Genomic DNA, 15,570 nt, shown 5'->3' with positions numbered 1-15,570 from the left:
AATGCATTATATGCCTGCCTGCGCGACGGCTTATGGGCGACCTCTTGTGTTGGACGAAACTTGTGCGCCGCCGAAGCGAAATCCGGCTGTTCGGGTCGGGTCTTGCGGTTTCCATTTTGGAAGGTCCGGTCTAGCGCCGCGGACTTCCGGCATCCCCGGCCTTGCGAGGCAATCAGCCGGGATCAGATGAAATCTCGAAAGTGGGTAGGCCAACCATGGACGATTTCACCCTAGACCCGTTCGCTGCCGATGATGACGATCGTTTCCACGAGGAATGTGGCGTCTTCGGCGTCTTCGGCGTGGAAAACGCTTCGGCACTCGCCGCGCTGGGCTTGCATGCTTTGCAGCATCGCGGCCAGGAAGCGGCCGGTATCACCACCTTCGATGGCAAGGAGTTCTACACCGAGCGGCATATCGGCCTCGTCGGTGATAACTTCACCAAGGCCAAGGTTCTTGGCCGTCTGACAGGTGATCGGGCGATCGGCCATACACGCTATTCCACCACCGGCGGTTCCGGCCTTCGCAATGTTCAGCCGCTTTACGCCGAGCTGTCGGTGGGGGGCTTTGCGCTTGCCCATAACGGCAACCTGACCAATGCCATGACGATCCAGCGCGACCTTCAGCGCCGGGGCGCCATCTTCCAGTCGACCTCCGATACCGAGACGATCCTTCATCTCGTCGCCACCAGCCAGAAGGCGGCGATGGTCGATAAGCTGGTCGATGCGCTCCGTGCAGTGGAGGGTGCCTATTCCATCGTCTGCATGAGCCAGGAGAAGATGATCGGTTGCCGCGATCCCTACGGCTTCCGGCCGCTGATCCTCGGCGACCTCGATGGCGCGGCCATCCTGGCGTCCGAGACCTGCGCCCTCGACATCATCGGCGCCCATTTCGTGCGCGAGATCGAACCCGGCGAAATGGTGGTGATCACCGAGCGCGGTATCGAGAGCCTCCGCCCATTCGAGCGGCGGCCGTCTCGCTTCTGCATCTTCGAGCATGTCTATTTCGCCCGGCCGGATTCGGTCTATGGCGGCACGTCGGTCTATCAGGTGAGAAAGCGCATCGGCGCCGAGCTCGCCCGCGAAACACCGGCCGTCGCCGACGTGGTGATTCCCGTGCCTGACAGCGGCACGCCGGCTGCCATCGGTTTCGCCGAGGCGTCGGGAATTCCCTTCGATTTCGGCATCATCCGCAATCACTATGTCGGTCGCACCTTCATCTCGCCGACCGACACCATCCGCCACATGGGCGTGAAGCTGAAGCATAATGCCAACCGCACGGTGATCGAAGGCAAGCGCATCGTGCTGGTGGACGACAGCATCGTGCGTGGCACCACCTCGCTGAAGATCGTGCAGATGATGCGCGAGGCCGGCGCCGCCGAGGTGCATATGCGCATCGCCTCGCCGCCGACCACCGACTCCTGCTTCTACGGCGTCGACACGCCTGAGAAGGGTAAGCTCCTGGCCTCGCGCATGTCGATCGAGGAGATGACCCGCTATATCCAGGTGGACAGCCTTGGCTTCCTGTCGATCGACGGTCTCTACCGGGCCGTCGGTTCCACGGCTCGCGATAACGAGCATCCGCAGTATTGCGATGCCTGCTTCACCGGCGAATATCCGACTTCGCTGACCGACGCCGCCGGCTCCGGCCCGGTGCGGCAGCTTTCGCTTCTGGCCGACGCCGGCTGATCGCCCGGGAGGAACGAGGGTGACCGATAAACGCATCGTGGTCGTGACCGGCGCCTCGCGCGGCATCGGTTATGAAGCGGCGCTGGCGCTCGGCCGCGCCGGCTGGCACGTGGTGGCCGTCGCCCGTACGCAAGGCGGCCTTGAGGAGCTCGACGACGCCATTCGCGACGCCGGTGGCTCTGCCTCGCTGGTACCGCTCGATCTTGCCGATCCTGCTCGCGTCGATGAGCTTGGCGCGGCGCTGAACCAGCGGTTTGGTCGCGTCGACGCGCTCCTCGGCAATGCCGGCCTTCTGGGCGGCGGCTTGGCGCCGGTGGGCCATATCGATCCCAAGAAGTGGGATCAGACCTTCGCCATCAACGTCACCGCCAATTACCGGCTAATCCGCTCGCTCGATCCGCTGCTGCGCCAGTCGCAAGCCGGCCGCTGCCTGTTCCTCTCCTCGGCTGCCGCCTGGAAGGGCGCACCGTTCTGGGGACTCTACGCCGCCTCCAAGGCCGCTCTCAACGCGCTCGTCATGGCCTATGCCGAGGAAGTCAAAAACTTCGGCATCGCCGTCAATCTCCTCAACCCCGGACCGCTCAGGACGCGCATGCGCGCCCAGGCCATGCCCGGCGAGGACCCGGAGACGCTCGCAACCCCTGCCGACCTCGCACCGCACATCGTCTCGATTCTTGAGGCGACCGACGGGCGGAGCGGCGCGCTTTACGACTTTCCGACGCTCTCGTGGAAGAAGCTGCAGCCACCACAATGAGTCCTCACGATATCGGTCGCACCTGGTCGTCTCCCAATGCGGGCCAACGGCCGCCGGGTAGCGCTATCGATCATCTGGTCCTGCATTATACCGGCATGCGCTCGGAAGAGGGCGCCCGCGACTGGCTTTGCGACCCGCGCTCGCAGGTGTCGAGCCATTATGTCGTGTTCGAGGATGGTCGCATCTTCCAACTGGTCGATGAAAGCCGCCGCGCCTGGCACGCAGGGCGTTCCTTCTGGCGGGGCGTCACCGATATCAACTCGCGGTCCATCGGCATCGAGATCGCCAATCCCGGCCATGAGTTCGGATATCGTCCATTTCCGGACCGCCAGATTGAGGCGGTGATCGGGCTGTGCCGTTCGATCTTTGCGCGCCATTTCGTCCCGCCACATCAGGTGGTCGCCCACTCCGATATCGCACCGGACCGCAAGGAGGATCCCGGCGAACTGTTCCCCTGGGAATGGTGCGCCGCCTTCGGCATCGGCCTTTGGGTGCCGCCAGCCCCCCTTGATCATGAGACGGTATTCGCGCGAGGCGATGAGGGAGGCAAGATACTGGAATTTCAGAAGATTTTAAGCGACATCGGTTTTGATGCGCCGCTCTCCGGCATTTTCGACGACCGAACCGAGACGATTGTCCGTGCCTTTCAGCGCCACTGGCGGCCGTCTTGTATCGACGGTCGCGTCGACGCGTCTACCCTGGACACTTTGGGTCGCGTCGCGGCGGCTTTTGACGCGTCCAGAGCCGCCTGATCCCTAGCCGGCTGCGCGATCAATGCGGCGAAGATCGGGACGATTTCGCGGCCGCATGGCTGGCATGCGCCACATTGACGGCCCCGCATGGCCCGATTCGTCGGTCAGTTCCTTGCCCCATCGCTGGGAGGCAATGGAACCAAGACCGCATGACACTCATCAAGACGTTTGCCACCGCCACGCTGCTTGTTGCCGGTACCTTCGCTATGCCGGCTCTTGCTGACACCGCTCGTTCCCCCAAGGCCGAGGCGCCGGCTGTTGCCGACGATGAAAAGCCCGATAACATTTATGAGCTGCTGTTCGGTGTGAAGGGCAAGCAGAATACTGTTACAGCCGAGAAATTCGATACATCTGCCCCAAAGGCAGGGCCTGGGGCTCCCCTTCGCGATCGCATTGCCGCTCACGCCAAGGCGGCGGGCCTGCCGGCCGAACTGGCGGAGGCGGTCATCCGCCATGAGAGCCGCTTCAATCCCAAGGCGCGCGGCCGCCACGGCGAAATCGGCCTCATGCAGATCAAGCCACAGACCGCTCGCGCGCTTGGCTATACCGGCACGGCATCTGGTCTCTACGACGTCGAGACCAATCTCAAATGGGGCATGGCCTACCTGGCAGGAGCCTACAAGCTGGCCGGTGGCGACACCTGCGGCACCATTCTTCGCTACAATGCCGGCCATGGTGCAACACGCATGAACCGGACGTCTCGCGCCTATTGCTCCGAAGTCACCACTTACGTCGCGTCACTCTAGAGCCGCCTCTGGCGGCCGGCGCCAAGCGGCGCCGCGCGCAGCGGAAGCCAAGCGCCGGAGGCGCGCCGGCGGCTGAGGCCAAATAAAACTGAAGTCGCCTTTGGCGACTTCCGGCGCCAAGCGGCGCCGCGCGAAGCAAAAGCCAAGTGCCGGAGGCGCGCCGGCGACTGAGGCCAAATAAAACTGAAGCCGCACTTCGCGGCTTCCGGCGCCAAGCGGCGCCGCGCGAAGCGAGTCTTTCGGGTGCGCAGCCTCCCGAAAGACGGAAGCGAAGCGGAAGCACAAGGGCCGGAGGCCCGCCGGCGATTGAGGCAGAATAAAAGCTAACCTTGACCTTCCGGCGGGGGCATGCCACACGGCTCCCCGCCAGTCGGTTGGACGACCGCGCGGACAAGGGGCGAAAGCCCGTCCGGGAGGAAAGTCCGGGCTCCACGGAAACACGGTGCCGGGTAACGCCCGGCGAGGGCGACCTCAGGGAAAGTGCCACAGAGATCGAACCGCCCCGGTGCGCCGGGGTAAGGGTGAAAAGGTGGTGTAAGAGACCACCGCGGGACCGGCAACGGGACCGGCATGGCAAACCCCACCGGGAGCAAGACCGAATAGGGATGACGTGGGTGCAAGCCCAGCCCGTTTCCGGGTCAGTCGTCCGGGTTGGTTGCACGAGGCGTCCGGCAACGGCCGCCCCAGATGAATGGTCGTCGGGCGGGAAACCGCTCACAGAACCCGGCTTACAGACCGACTGGCTTTTCTCCCCGCCTCACCCATCTTCCCAAGGGCGAGGTTCACGTGCCCGCATCTGTTCACTCGTGATTGACAGTATGTTGACCGTGCGGCGGAATGGCTTTTCTTGAAGCGACGTCGTCGCGCACCTATTCCTATGCTAGCAATTCGGATTAAGCATTTTTCACGAGGGACGTTCGCTTGCGAACGACCGCATCGCGATTGTCCGGATTGCCATCAGTTATGCGCCGCATCACGGCGCTCGTCGAAGGCGGGCATCGCCCCGAAAAGGAATAGGTCTCAAATGGCTAAGGTCGCAATCGTCTATCATTCAGGGTATGGCCACACGGAAGTCGTTGCCAAGGAAGTCGCTGCCGGCGCTGGCGCCGAACTCATTCCGATCGATGCCGAGGGCAATGTCAGCGAAGCGGACTGGGCCAAGCTGGATGCCGCCGATGCGATCATCTTCGGCACGCCGACCTACATGGGCAATTCGAGCTGGCAGTTCAAAAAATTCGCCGATGCCTCGTCCAAGGCGTGGTTCAGCCGCAAGTGGCAGGACAAGGTGTTTGGTGGTTTCACCAATTCCGCCAGCCTCAACGGTGACAAGCAGGTGACGCTGATCGGCCTGCAGACGCTGGCCTCGCAGCACGGTGGCATCTGGGTCAGCCTCGGCCTGCTGCCGGCCAATACCAAGGCGTCGACCCGTGACGACGTCAACAACCTCGGCGGTTCCGTCGGTCTCCTGGTTTCGACGCCGTCCGACGCAGGTGCCAACGAAGTCCCGGCCGGCGATCTCGAAACGGCCCGGTCCTACGGTGCCCGCGTCGCCTCGGTGGCCAACAAGCTGCACTGATCTGCGCGAAGTCTGACAGTCGAAAGGCGGTGGCCCAACCAGGCCGCCGCCTATTCCATAACTTCTCAGGTTGGCGGCAACATGCCGCCGTTCTCGAGAAACACTTTGGCTGTCAGGAAGTCGCGCCACGCCTCGCGCTTCTTGATCGGCGTCCTGAGCAGATAGGCCGGGTGGAAGGTCGGCAGTGCCTTGAAGCGCTTGGTCCCGATCTCCAACTCGCACCAGCGGCCGCGCAGCTTGTTGATGCCCTGCTTCACCGCGTCGCCACCCAGCAATGCCTTGGCCGGCTGGGCACCCAGGAAGACAATCAGCTCGGGATTGATCAGCTCGATCTGACGTAGAATGAATGGACGGCAGAGGGCGATCTCCACATCCGAGGGGTCGCGGTTGCCCGGTGGGCGCCAGTAGATGACATTGGCGATATAGGCGTTATGGCTGCGGCTGTAGCCGATGGCGCTCAGCATCCGATCGAGCAATTGGCCGGAGCGGCCGACGAAAGGGCGGCCCTCAATGTCCTCATCCCGACCCGGAGCTTCGCCGACCAGCATCAGCTTGGAGGCGGGATTGCCGTCGGCGAACACTGTGTTCTTGGCGGTAAGCTTCAGGTTGCAACCATCGAAGGCCTGGATCAGCTCCTTGAGCTCGTCGAGTGTCTTGGCCGATTGAGCGGCGGCGCGCGCCTGCATCACCGTGGCTTCGGTCGGCACCTGGGCCGTCTGTCCCACAACGGCGGCCGGACGGACCGGCGTTCCTTGCGCGGGGAGATCAACCGGAGGCGCCGGGCCACGAGGGGCTGACGGCGGTGCCGATTGTCGCCGGGCCGCCTGGCTTTCCGCCGCCACCTTGGCCTTGGCACTCTCCTTGAACCGATCGAACGGCGCGTCGGCCAGCGTCACGTCGACGCCCATCGCCGCGTACCACTCCAAGAGGGCAGCGGCGGCGTCGAGGCCGGGGGAAGGGAAGGTCGGATCGGACGGCATGGCCCTTCTATAGAACAGGATGATCTCCGAGGAAACGCCACAGCCGAGCTCAACGGGCGACCCGAAAGCGTTTGATCGCATCTCCGGATCGTGGTTGAAGGGCGGCGGTGCAGAGATCCGTGTTTTCACCCAAGCTTTGCCTGGAAACATTGGTGCGGATGATGCACGCTTCGTCGGCGATCATCTGCCCGAAAGAGAGATATTCATGACCGAGCTACCCGAGCGCGAATCCATGGAATTTGACGTGGTGATCGTTGGCGCCGGTCCGGCCGGCCTTGCCGCTGCCATCCGGATAAAGCAGCAGGCAGCCGTAAGCGGCCAGGACATTTCCGTGCTGGTGCTCGAAAAGGGCTCTGAAGTCGGCGCTCACATCCTCTCCGGCGCCGTGGTCGACACCTCGGGCATCTCGGCTCTGCTGCCCGATTGGCGCGATGATCCGGACAATCCATTCAAGACGCCGGTCAGCGATGATCGGTTCTTCTTCCTGTTCGAGAAATTCGGCGTCCGCCTTCCCAACTTTCTGATGCCGCCGTTGATGAGCAATCACGGCGCCTATGCCGTGTCGCTGGGCAACGTCTGCCGCTGGCTGGCCCAGAAGGCCGAAGCGCTGGGCGTCGAGATCTATCCGGGCTTTGCGGCGGCCGAGGTGCTCTACGACGAGAACGACAGGGTGATCGGCGTCGCCACCGGCGACATGGGAGTCAAGAAAGACGGCACGCCCGGTCCCAACTACCAGCGCGGCATGGCGCTTCTGGCCAAGTACACGCTGTTCGCCGAGGGCGCGCGCGGCTCGCTCACCAAGACGCTGATCGCCCGCTATCGGCTCGACGAAGGGCGTGAGCCGCAGAAGTTCGGCATCGGCATCAAGGAGCTGTGGGAAGTTGCGCCAGACAAGGCCAAGCCCGGCTTGGTACAGCATTCCTTCGGCTGGCCGCTGGTCGGCAGCACCGGCGGCGGCTCCTTCCTCTACCATCTTGAAAACAATCAGGTGGCCGTCGGCTTCGTCGTGCACCTCAACTACGCCAACCCCTATCTTTCCCCCTTCGAGGAATTCCAGCGTTTCAAGACGCATCCTCTCATCCGCAGCACCTTTGAGGGGGGCAAGCGCATCGCCTACGGAGCGCGGGCGCTGACCGAGGGCGGCTGGCAGTCGGTTCCCAAGCTCGTCTTCCCCGGTGGCGCGCTGATCGGCTGTTCGGCCGGATTCATGAACGTGCCGCGCATCAAGGGCAGTCATAACGCGGTGCACTCGGGAATCCTGGCCGCCGATGCGGCTGTCGAGGCGATCGCCGCCGGCAGGGCGGGCGATGAGTTGACGCCCTATGACGTCAACTGGCGTGGATCGGCCATCGGAAGGGATCTGAAGCGGGTTCGCAACGTCAAGCCGCTATGGTCGCGGTTCGGCACGCTCTTGGGCATCGCGCTCGGCGGCCTCGACATGTGGCTGGAGACGCTGTTCGGCGCCTCCCCCTTCGGCACGCTCCGGCACGGCAAGACCGACGCCGACTGTCTGGAGCCGGCCGCGCGCTTCACGCCGATCGCCTATCCGAAGCCGGATGGCAAGCTGACGTTTGACAGGCTGTCGTCGGTTTTTCTGTCGGGAACCGCCCATGAAGAGAACCAACCGGTCCATTTGAAACTACTCGACCCGGACTTGCAGAAGCTTTCGGAGCTCGATGTGTTCGCCGGCCCGTCGGCCCGCTACTGCCCGGCTGGCGTCTACGAGTGGATAAACGAGCCAACTACCGGTCCGCGTTATGTAATTAATGCCCCAAACTGTGTTCACTGCAAAACTTGTGATATCAAGGACCCTAACCAAAACATCGATTGGGCGGTCCCGGAGGGAGCGGGAGGACCCAATTATCCAAATATGTAATGGTCACTTCGTTCTAGCGGGTAGGGTGGGATTAATGAGCGAGCGGTTAGAAGATGCGCAGTCGGCTGATGTCGGCCAGAATTGGACGGCGATTGTTGCCGAGGACCACCCCATTATTCAGTCGGCGGTTGTGCGCATCCTGAAAAAGCGCTTCGGTTTCCGGCAGCCGATTCTCGCGACCAGCTACGATGAGCTGGCCGATGCAGTTCTCGATACCGGCGACAATACGCTGGTCATCACCGATCTGGTCATGCCGGGCATGCGTGGCCTCGACACCATCAAGCATATTCGCTCGCTGGCGCCGAAAGCCTTCGTGGCCGTCTATTCCTCCAATTCCGGCGAGGAACTGGCGCAGGGCTGCCTCGATCTCGGCTGCCGCGCCTTCATCGGCAAGCGGTCGTCCGAGGACATGCTGGCGGCGGCCATCGAAGCCGTTCTTGACGGCGGCACCATCATCGAGGTCGGCGCCGACAATTCGGCAGTGTCGCAGGCGGTGCTGGAGCGATCGGCTCTCGTCGCCGAACTGTCGCCGCAGCAGCTCAAGGTCTTCCAGCTGCTTGGTGACGGTCTCCTCAACAAGCAGATCGCCTACCAGCTCGGCATTTCCGAAGCGACCGTCAAGGCGCATGTCGGCAAGATCCTGGAGACGCTGAAGATCACGTCGCGCAGCCAGGCTGCCATCACCTCCGCCTGGATGGCCGAGCACGGACTGATCTAGGGTGGCGGATATCCGCGCTATCGACAGTCATGTCGTCTATGAGAACCGCTGGATGCGCGTCCGCGAGGACGCCATCGAGCGGCCGGACGGTTCGCGTGGCATTTACGGGGTGGTGGAGAAGCCGGACTTCGTCGCCATCGCCGCCGTCGATCGAACACGCGGCCTCATCCATCTCGTCGAGCAGTATCGCTACCCGGTCGCCGGCCGCTACTGGGAACTGCCGCAAGGCTCCTGGGAAACGCGGCCGGACGTGCCGCCCGAAGAAGTGGCCCGCGCCGAACTCTCCGAGGAGACCGGCATCGTCGCCGGCAAGATGACGCGCGTCGGCGACCTTTTTCTCGCCTATGGCTATTCGTCGCAGTGCTATCACATCTTCTTGGCGGAAGAACTGGAGCAGGGCACGACGTCCCTCGAAGCCGAGGAAGCCGATCTCATCTCGCGCGCCTTTCCGCTCGCCGAGGTGGAGGCGATGATTGCCAGCGGCACCATCCGCGACGCGACAACGGTCGCAGCGCTAGGGCTGATCCGTTTGAAGGGCCTGCTGTAACGCTACCGCTCAGATTTCTTCGAGCAGGTCGTCGTAGAAACGTTGCAGGCGGGCATGACGCTCGGCGGCAAGCCGCCGGCCGGTCGCTGTCTTGAAGCCATCACACAGCTTGAACAGCTTGGTCATGAAGTGATCGAGCGCGAAGCGGCTGTCGTTGAGCGGCCGCTCTTCGGCTGAGGGATCGCCGGCGTCATAAAGATGGTTGTTGAGCCGCCCGGCGACGTAGAAGCAGCGCGCCGCGCCGATCATGCCGATGGCGTCGAGGCGGTCGGCGTCCTGCAGAATACGGGCTTCCAGCGTGACCGGTTCAATGCCGGCCGAGAAACTGTGTGCCTCGATGGCATGCGCCACCTTCTCCCGTCGCTCGGCATCCCAGCCGATATCGTCGAGAATGCTGCGCGCTTTTTGCGCCGACAGCCTGGACGCACGGGGACGGTCCGGCGAATTCTTCTCGACGGTCACGCAATCATGCAACAGCACGGCTGCCAACAAGATCTCGGTATCGCCGCCCTCATTGTCGGAAATGATGGTCGCGTTTTTCCACACCCGTAACAGGTGGGAAAAATCGTGGCTTCCGTCGGTGCTGCAGACGCAGGCGCCGGAATGGGGCAGGAGAAGGGAGGCGAGGCGATCATGCGGAGAGAACAGCGAAAAGGTCAACAGCGCTCATCCGTTAACAATAGACATTGGGATTAGCATACGCCGAAAGTCGTATATGCCAAGCTTTTTTGTACAATACACGCGCAAAAAAAGCAGATCCGAAATCGTAACGATTTCAGGTTGACGTTGGTTCCGTGACCGAACAAAAAAAGTCGTTCGCCATGATGAACGAACGGCGTTTTACTGTCAGAATTAACGAGGGCTAGCCTTCGATCTTCGAGACGTCTGCCGCCTGCTGGCAGGCGTTGCGTGGAACCGTCAGAAGAGCGAGGTGGCACCGACCACCTCGACCGCTCACCATTATGCCTGCAACCGCATCGCTGACGCTGGTGTCCCGTCGGGCTGGCAATAGGTGGAAAGCCTATCAGGGAAAATACGCGTTGCATCCCGCCTGAAGGCCAGAAAGATCGTTCCGTACCGGCGCGCAGTTTCGATTAATATACTTAGATTATATACTATATGCCTTTATCATCATCTCCAGATCAAGCGCCTGCAACGATCCGGAGAGACACCCGTCATGAATGTCGCGAGCCATCCCGTCCCGCCTGCCCATATCGACCCGTCCGCGTTGAAGCGGGCGATGCGCAGCCTCGCCGGGGGCGTGTCGGTGATCACCGCCGGGGCGGGCGATCGGCGTAGTGGCGCGACGGTGACGTCGGCCCATTCCTTCTCCATGGAGCCGCCGACCATGGTGGTAAGCCTCAACCTCTCTTCGTCGACCTGGCCTGTGGTGCGCGACTTCGGTCATTTCGCCGTCAACATCCTCGCCTTGGACCAGCAGGCGATCGCCGACCGCTTCGCCGGGCGCGGCGGCCTCAAGGGGCCGGAGCGCTATGCCGGCGCCGGCTGGACGACGCTGGAAACCGGGGCGCCGCTGCTGGTGGACAGCCTCGCCGGCATCGACTGCGAGGTGGAGGAGGTGATCGAGCGGCATAGCCACGCGCTGGTGTTCGGCCGGGTGCGCGCCGTGCTTGGCTCGGGCGGCGCCTGTCTTCTCTATGCCAACGGCGGTTACGGCGGCTTTGCCGCGTCTGCGGCGGCCTGATCCGACGACCCAAGTCCGAATGCGTTTTCCACCGGGCCGCCGACGCGGCGCCGATCCCTGTTCCTTTGCCTCGATTGCCTAGCGTTCCAGCCTGAAAGGACATTCCCCATGACTCGCAAGATCCGTCTCGGTGCCTTTCTTCCCGGCGGCGGCCAGCATATTGCCGCCTGGCGCCATCCCGATCAGCCGCTCGACAGCGCGCTCAATCTCGAGTTCCACAAGGAGCTGGCCCGCACAGCCGAGCGCGGGCTGTTCGACGCCTATTTCCTGGCCGACGGCCTGTCGATCGGCTTCACCGGATCGCGCGAAGGCGGCAATGCCAAGGCGGCGGGCTTCGAGCCGGTGACGCTGTTTGCCGCCTTGAGCCAGGTGACGACGCATCTCGGCTTCATCGCTACCTCATCGACCACCTATGAGGAGCCCTACACAACGGCACGCAAGTTCGCCTCGCTCGACCTGATCAGCGGCGGCCGCGCCGGCTGGAACGTGGTGACCACCACCGGCGACGCCACGGCGCAGAATTTCAATCTCGATGTCCAACTGCCGCATGCGACGAGATATGAGCGCGCCTCGGAGCATGTGGAGGTGGTGAAGAAGCTCTGGGACAGCTTCGAGGACGACGCCTTCGTGCGCGACCGCGACAGCGGCGTCTTTTACGACCGCGACAAGCTGCATGAGACCAACCATGTCGGTGCCCATTTCAAGGTGCGCGGGCCGCTTAACGTGGCGCGCTCGCCGCAGGGCCATCCGGTGATCGTCCAGGCCGGCCAGTCGGAAGCAGGGCGCGATCTCGCCGCCGAGACGGCGGAGGTGATCTTCACCGCCCATCAGTCAATCGATACGGCGCAGGAGTTCTACCGCGACATCAAGCGCCGCGCCGCCGCCAAGGGGCGCAACCCCGATCATGTGCTCGTCATGCCGGGCGTGGCGCCCTTCGTCGGCCGCACGCGGGAAGAGGCACAGGAAAAATATGACCGCCTCACCAGCCTGATCCTTGAGGAAGACGGCGTCGGCCTGCTCAACGGACTGACCGGTGGTACGCTCGATCTCAAGGGCTTCAATCTCGACGGTCCGCTGCCGCCGGTGCCGCAGACCGAGGGTATGAAGAGCCGGCAGGCGCTGCTGCGGCAGATCGCCGACGAGCACAATTTCACGATCCGTCAGCTCTATCAGTGGGTCGCCACGGCGCGCGGCCATTACACCATCGTCGGCACGCCCGCCGACATCGCCGATCAGCTGCAGGCCTGGTTCGAGAACGAAGCCGCGGACGGCTTCAATATCCTGCCGCCCTGGCTGCCCACCGCCCTCGACGATTTCGTCGATCTGGTGATCCCGGAGCTGCAGCGGCGCGGCCTGTTCCGCACCGCCTACGAAGGCAAAACTCTGCGCCAGAATCTCGGTCTGCCCTATGCGGTCGACCGCTGGACCGCCGCTCGAAGGGCGGCCGTCGCGGCAGAGTGACGTGGGCACGAGGAGGGACTGACCATGACCATTCAGGACGTGAACTCGTCGCTGGCTCTGGGCGCGGACGGCGCCCGGCCGGCCAATACCGGCGCCTTCGGCCGCAAGGCGCTCCAGCTCGTCGGCGATCTCGCCACCCGCTTCGGCGTACTGATCGCCTTTGCCTTGCTCTGGGAGTACGGCGGCCGTCTCGGCTTTCTGAACTCGGCTGTGATCCCGCCGCTCAGCAACGTCATCGCGGCGCTGAGAGACGGGCTGGTCAGCGGACCGCTCAAGGAAGATCTTGGCATCAGCCTGACGCGCGCCGGCGTTGCCTTCGGCGCGGCAACGGCGCTGGGCATCCCGCTCGGCCTCGTCATGGGTCAGCTGCCAACGGCTGAGAAGCTGATCGACCCGCTGCTGCAGCTGTTCCGCCAGACGTCGGCGCTGGCGCTCTATCCCGTGTTCATCCTGCTTCTCGGCCTCGGCGAGACGTCCAAGGTTTTCGTCATCTTCTGGGCCTCGCTGTTTCCAATCCTGCTCGCCACCATCGGCGGGGTGAAGGAGGTGGACGGCAAGCTGATCGAGATGGCGCGCGTCTACGGCGCCCGCCGGCTGACTATCTTCCGCCGCGTGGTGCTGCCGGGCGCGGTGCCGCAGATCTTCGTCGGCCTGCGCCTGTCGGCCACCACGGCGCTGCTGATGCTCATCGCCGCCGAGATGATCGGCGCCAACCACGGCGTCGGCTTTCAGGTGATGAACGCCCAATACAATTTCCAGCTCCCCCTGATGTTCGCCTCGATCGTGCTGTTGGCCCTGCTGGGTCTCGCCACCAACTACGCCATCCTCGGTTTGCAACGACGGTTGTGCCGCTGGAACGCCGCTGCGTGAGACGTCGGAAAATCGCCGCCCCTTAAGATCTCAATCAAGGAAACCACAATGACCGCCATCTTCCGTCACGTCGGCCTGCCGCTCGTCCTTGCCGGCGGCCTCACCTTCGGCGCCTCCACGCTGACTGCCCAGGCAGAGGAGGTGACCATTCGCTATCTCGCCAGCCAGGGCGGCATCGCGCCGCATGAGCTGGCCGACTATCTCGGTTACTACAAGGATGCCGGCATCAAGCTCGATCGCGTCGGCTACGCCAAGGGCGGTCCGGAGTCGCTGTTCGCGCTGGCCTCGGGCAGCGTGGACCTCGGCAGCGCCGCAACGCCGGCCGTGCTGAACTCCATCGCCAGCGGCAACGATTTCGTCGCCGCCTATCCCTCCAATGGCGTCAATGCCACGGTGAAGAGCACCTTCTACGTGCTCAACGACAGCCCGATCCACGACATCAAGGATCTCGCCGGCAAGACCATCGCCATCAACACGCTCGGCGCCCACCTCGACTACACGGTGCGCGAGGCCTTCCACAAGGCGGGCCTGCCGGAGACCTCGGCCAATTTGGTCACCGTGCCCGGTCCGCAGCTCGAACAGACGCTGCGCTCCAGGCAGGTGGACGTGGCAGCCATCGGCTACTGGCAGCAGACCTTCGGCGGCGCGCTGCTGAAAACCGGCGGCGTGCGCGGCATCTTCACCGACCAGGAGGTGCTCGGCGACATCGCCGGCGGCTTCATCGTGCTGCGCCGCGACTTCATCGCCGCCCATCCTGACACCGCCGCCGCCTTCGTTGCCGGCGCCGCCAAGGCCTCCGACTGGGCCAACGCGCATCCGGACGAAGCCCGCGCCACGCTGGCCGACATCCTGAAGGCACGCGGAGAAAACCCCGACATCGCCCAGTATTGGCAGGGCTTTGGCCTGCGCGCCGGCGCAGCGACCGAGCCGCATGACCTCACCTTCTGGATCGACACGCTGGAGCGCGGCGGCAAGATCGCCAAGGGCAAGCTGAAGGTCGAGGACATCCTGTTCAATCCCAAGATCAAGACTGCTGCCAAGTAACGACTGGCAAAGGAGCGTCCGTCATGTCCGCAACGCAAGCCGCCCTGCGCGGCGAGGTGTCGATCCGCCGTCTCTCCAAGGCCTTCACGCTCAACGACCGGCGTCTCGATGTTCTGAGGGGCCTGAATCTCGACATCCGCTCCGGCGAGTGTCTCGTCATCGTCGGCGCCAGTGGTTCGGGCAAGACGACGCTTCTGCGCATCCTCGCCGGCCTCGAACAGGCCGATGCCGGCGAGGTGGACATCGACGGCCGTCCGGTGGCCGGCGTCGGGGCGGAGCGGGCGGTGATCTTCCAGGAGCCACGCCTCTTGCCCTGGCTCACCGTGCTGGAAAACGTCACCTTCGGCCTGGACATACGCGGCTGGTCGAAGGCCAGGGCGAGGGCGGAGGCGCGGCATTATATCGAGCTCGTCGGCCTCGGCGATTTCGCCGACGCCTATCCGCGCCAGCTGTCCGGCGGCATGGCCCAGCGGGTCGGCATCGCCCGGGCGCTGACGGTCAAGCCGGAAATCCTGCTGCTGGACGAACCGCTCGGCGCGCTCGACGCCATGACCAAGATCGCCATGCAGCAGGAACTCTCCCGCATCTGGCGCGAAGAAAAGGTGACGATGATCCTCGTCACCCACGACCTCGAAGAGGCGATCTACCTCGCCGACCGCGTGCTGGTCCTGCCGAAGATCAAGAGCCAGCCGCCCCGCCTCATCGACGTCAACCTTCCCCGTCCGCGCGAGCGCAGCAGCGCCGATTTCGTCGCGCTCCGCGAGGAGCTGCTGGCGGAGTTCGGCCTGCATTGAGGCGGCGTCCGAGTTGAAACAAAAAAGCCGTCCGCCAACATCAGGCGAACGGCTTTCATTAT

General features: G+C 63.8%; 15 protein-coding genes and 1 other RNA gene. 14 read left to right on the top strand and 2 right to left on the bottom strand.

Going from position 1 to position 15,570, the window contains the following annotated elements; genetic code table 11:
- The first annotated feature begins 215 nt into the window (after positions 1 to 215).
- The 6 genes from purF (at position 216) to G522_RS0100425 (ending at position 5,513) form a co-directional block, all read left to right on the top strand.
- Entirely contained in the window at positions 216 to 1,685 is a 1,470-nt protein-coding gene (purF, locus tag G522_RS0100445) for an amidophosphoribosyltransferase (RefSeq protein WP_026789363.1), read from the top strand.
- Positions 1,686 to 1,704: 19 nt separating this feature from the next.
- Positions 1,705 to 2,439, top strand: a complete 735-nt coding sequence (locus tag G522_RS0100440; RefSeq protein WP_026789362.1) for an SDR family NAD(P)-dependent oxidoreductase — start codon at positions 1,705 to 1,707, stop codon at positions 2,437 to 2,439.
- On the top strand, positions 2,436 to 3,191 hold the full coding sequence (locus G522_RS0100435; RefSeq protein WP_026789361.1) for a peptidoglycan recognition protein family protein: 756 nt from the start codon (positions 2,436 to 2,438) through the stop codon (positions 3,189 to 3,191). Before G522_RS0100440 ends, G522_RS0100435 begins: the two co-directional genes overlap by 4 nt.
- Positions 3,192 to 3,340: 149 nt before the next feature.
- Entirely contained in the window at positions 3,341 to 3,937 is a 597-nt protein-coding gene (locus G522_RS29360) for a lytic transglycosylase domain-containing protein (RefSeq protein ID WP_156886778.1), read from the top strand.
- A 366-nt stretch (positions 3,938 to 4,303) separates the two neighbouring features.
- An RNA gene (gene rnpB, locus G522_RS28770) (RNase P RNA component class A) lies at positions 4,304 to 4,684 on the top strand.
- Between the two features lie 277 nt (positions 4,685 to 4,961).
- A complete protein-coding gene (locus G522_RS0100425; RefSeq protein WP_026789360.1) occupies positions 4,962 to 5,513 on the top strand; it encodes a flavodoxin family protein in 552 nt (183 codons plus the stop codon).
- A 65-nt stretch (positions 5,514 to 5,578) separates the two neighbouring features.
- Here G522_RS0100425 and G522_RS24890 read toward each other — a convergent pair whose 3' ends face one another.
- A complete protein-coding gene (locus G522_RS24890) occupies positions 5,579 to 6,622 on the bottom strand; it encodes a uracil-DNA glycosylase (RefSeq protein WP_342663861.1) in 1,044 nt (347 codons plus the stop codon).
- A gap of 76 nt (positions 6,623 to 6,698) precedes the next feature.
- On the opposite strand from G522_RS24890, the gene G522_RS0100415 reads away from it, so the two are divergent.
- From G522_RS0100415 to G522_RS0100405, 3 genes are read left to right on the top strand one after another with little or no spacing between them, the layout of a single operon-like run.
- Positions 6,699 to 8,369, top strand: a complete 1,671-nt coding sequence (locus G522_RS0100415) for an electron transfer flavoprotein-ubiquinone oxidoreductase (RefSeq protein ID WP_026789359.1) — start codon at positions 6,699 to 6,701, stop codon at positions 8,367 to 8,369.
- A 34-nt stretch (positions 8,370 to 8,403) separates the two neighbouring features.
- Entirely contained in the window at positions 8,404 to 9,087 is a 684-nt protein-coding gene (locus tag G522_RS24885; protein WP_051227943.1) for a LuxR C-terminal-related transcriptional regulator, read from the top strand.
- A 1-nt stretch (position 9,088) separates the two neighbouring features.
- On the top strand, positions 9,089 to 9,634 hold the full coding sequence (locus tag G522_RS0100405) for an NUDIX domain-containing protein (protein ID WP_036837496.1): 546 nt from the start codon (positions 9,089 to 9,091) through the stop codon (positions 9,632 to 9,634).
- A gap of 9 nt (positions 9,635 to 9,643) precedes the next feature.
- Here the strand turns inward: G522_RS0100405 and G522_RS0100400 are convergent, their stop codons facing one another.
- Complete coding sequence (locus G522_RS0100400; RefSeq protein ID WP_026789357.1) at positions 9,644 to 10,294, bottom strand: HD domain-containing protein; 651 nt, start codon at positions 10,292 to 10,294, stop codon at positions 9,644 to 9,646.
- A 517-nt stretch (positions 10,295 to 10,811) separates the two neighbouring features.
- Between G522_RS0100400 and G522_RS0100395 the strand changes: the two genes are divergently transcribed.
- From G522_RS0100395 to G522_RS0100375, 5 genes are all read left to right on the top strand, one after another.
- Positions 10,812 to 11,339 carry a flavin reductase family protein gene (locus G522_RS0100395; protein ID WP_036837492.1) on the top strand — a complete coding sequence of 176 codons (528 nt, stop codon included), beginning with the start codon at positions 10,812 to 10,814 and terminating at the stop codon, positions 11,337 to 11,339.
- A gap of 108 nt (positions 11,340 to 11,447) precedes the next feature.
- Complete coding sequence (locus G522_RS0100390) at positions 11,448 to 12,800, top strand: LLM class flavin-dependent oxidoreductase (RefSeq protein ID WP_026789355.1); 1,353 nt, start codon at positions 11,448 to 11,450, stop codon at positions 12,798 to 12,800.
- Between the two features lie 24 nt (positions 12,801 to 12,824).
- On the top strand, positions 12,825 to 13,670 hold the full coding sequence (locus tag G522_RS0100385) for an ABC transporter permease (RefSeq protein WP_026789354.1): 846 nt from the start codon (positions 12,825 to 12,827) through the stop codon (positions 13,668 to 13,670).
- Positions 13,671 to 13,718: 48 nt separating this feature from the next.
- Positions 13,719 to 14,714 carry an ABC transporter substrate-binding protein gene (locus G522_RS0100380; RefSeq protein WP_026789353.1) on the top strand — a complete coding sequence of 332 codons (996 nt, stop codon included), beginning with the start codon at positions 13,719 to 13,721 and terminating at the stop codon, positions 14,712 to 14,714.
- Between the two features lie 23 nt (positions 14,715 to 14,737).
- Positions 14,738 to 15,508 (top strand): ABC transporter ATP-binding protein, encoded by a 771-nt coding sequence (locus G522_RS0100375; RefSeq protein WP_026789352.1) that lies wholly within the window; start codon positions 14,738 to 14,740, stop codon positions 15,506 to 15,508.
- Positions 15,509 to 15,570 lie beyond the last annotated feature (62 nt).

This window comes from Pleomorphomonas oryzae DSM 16300, assembly GCF_000422965.1.
Lineage (GTDB): Bacteria > Pseudomonadota > Alphaproteobacteria > Rhizobiales > Pleomorphomonadaceae > Pleomorphomonas > Pleomorphomonas oryzae.
This window is presented reverse-complemented; position numbering and strand designations above follow the sequence as displayed.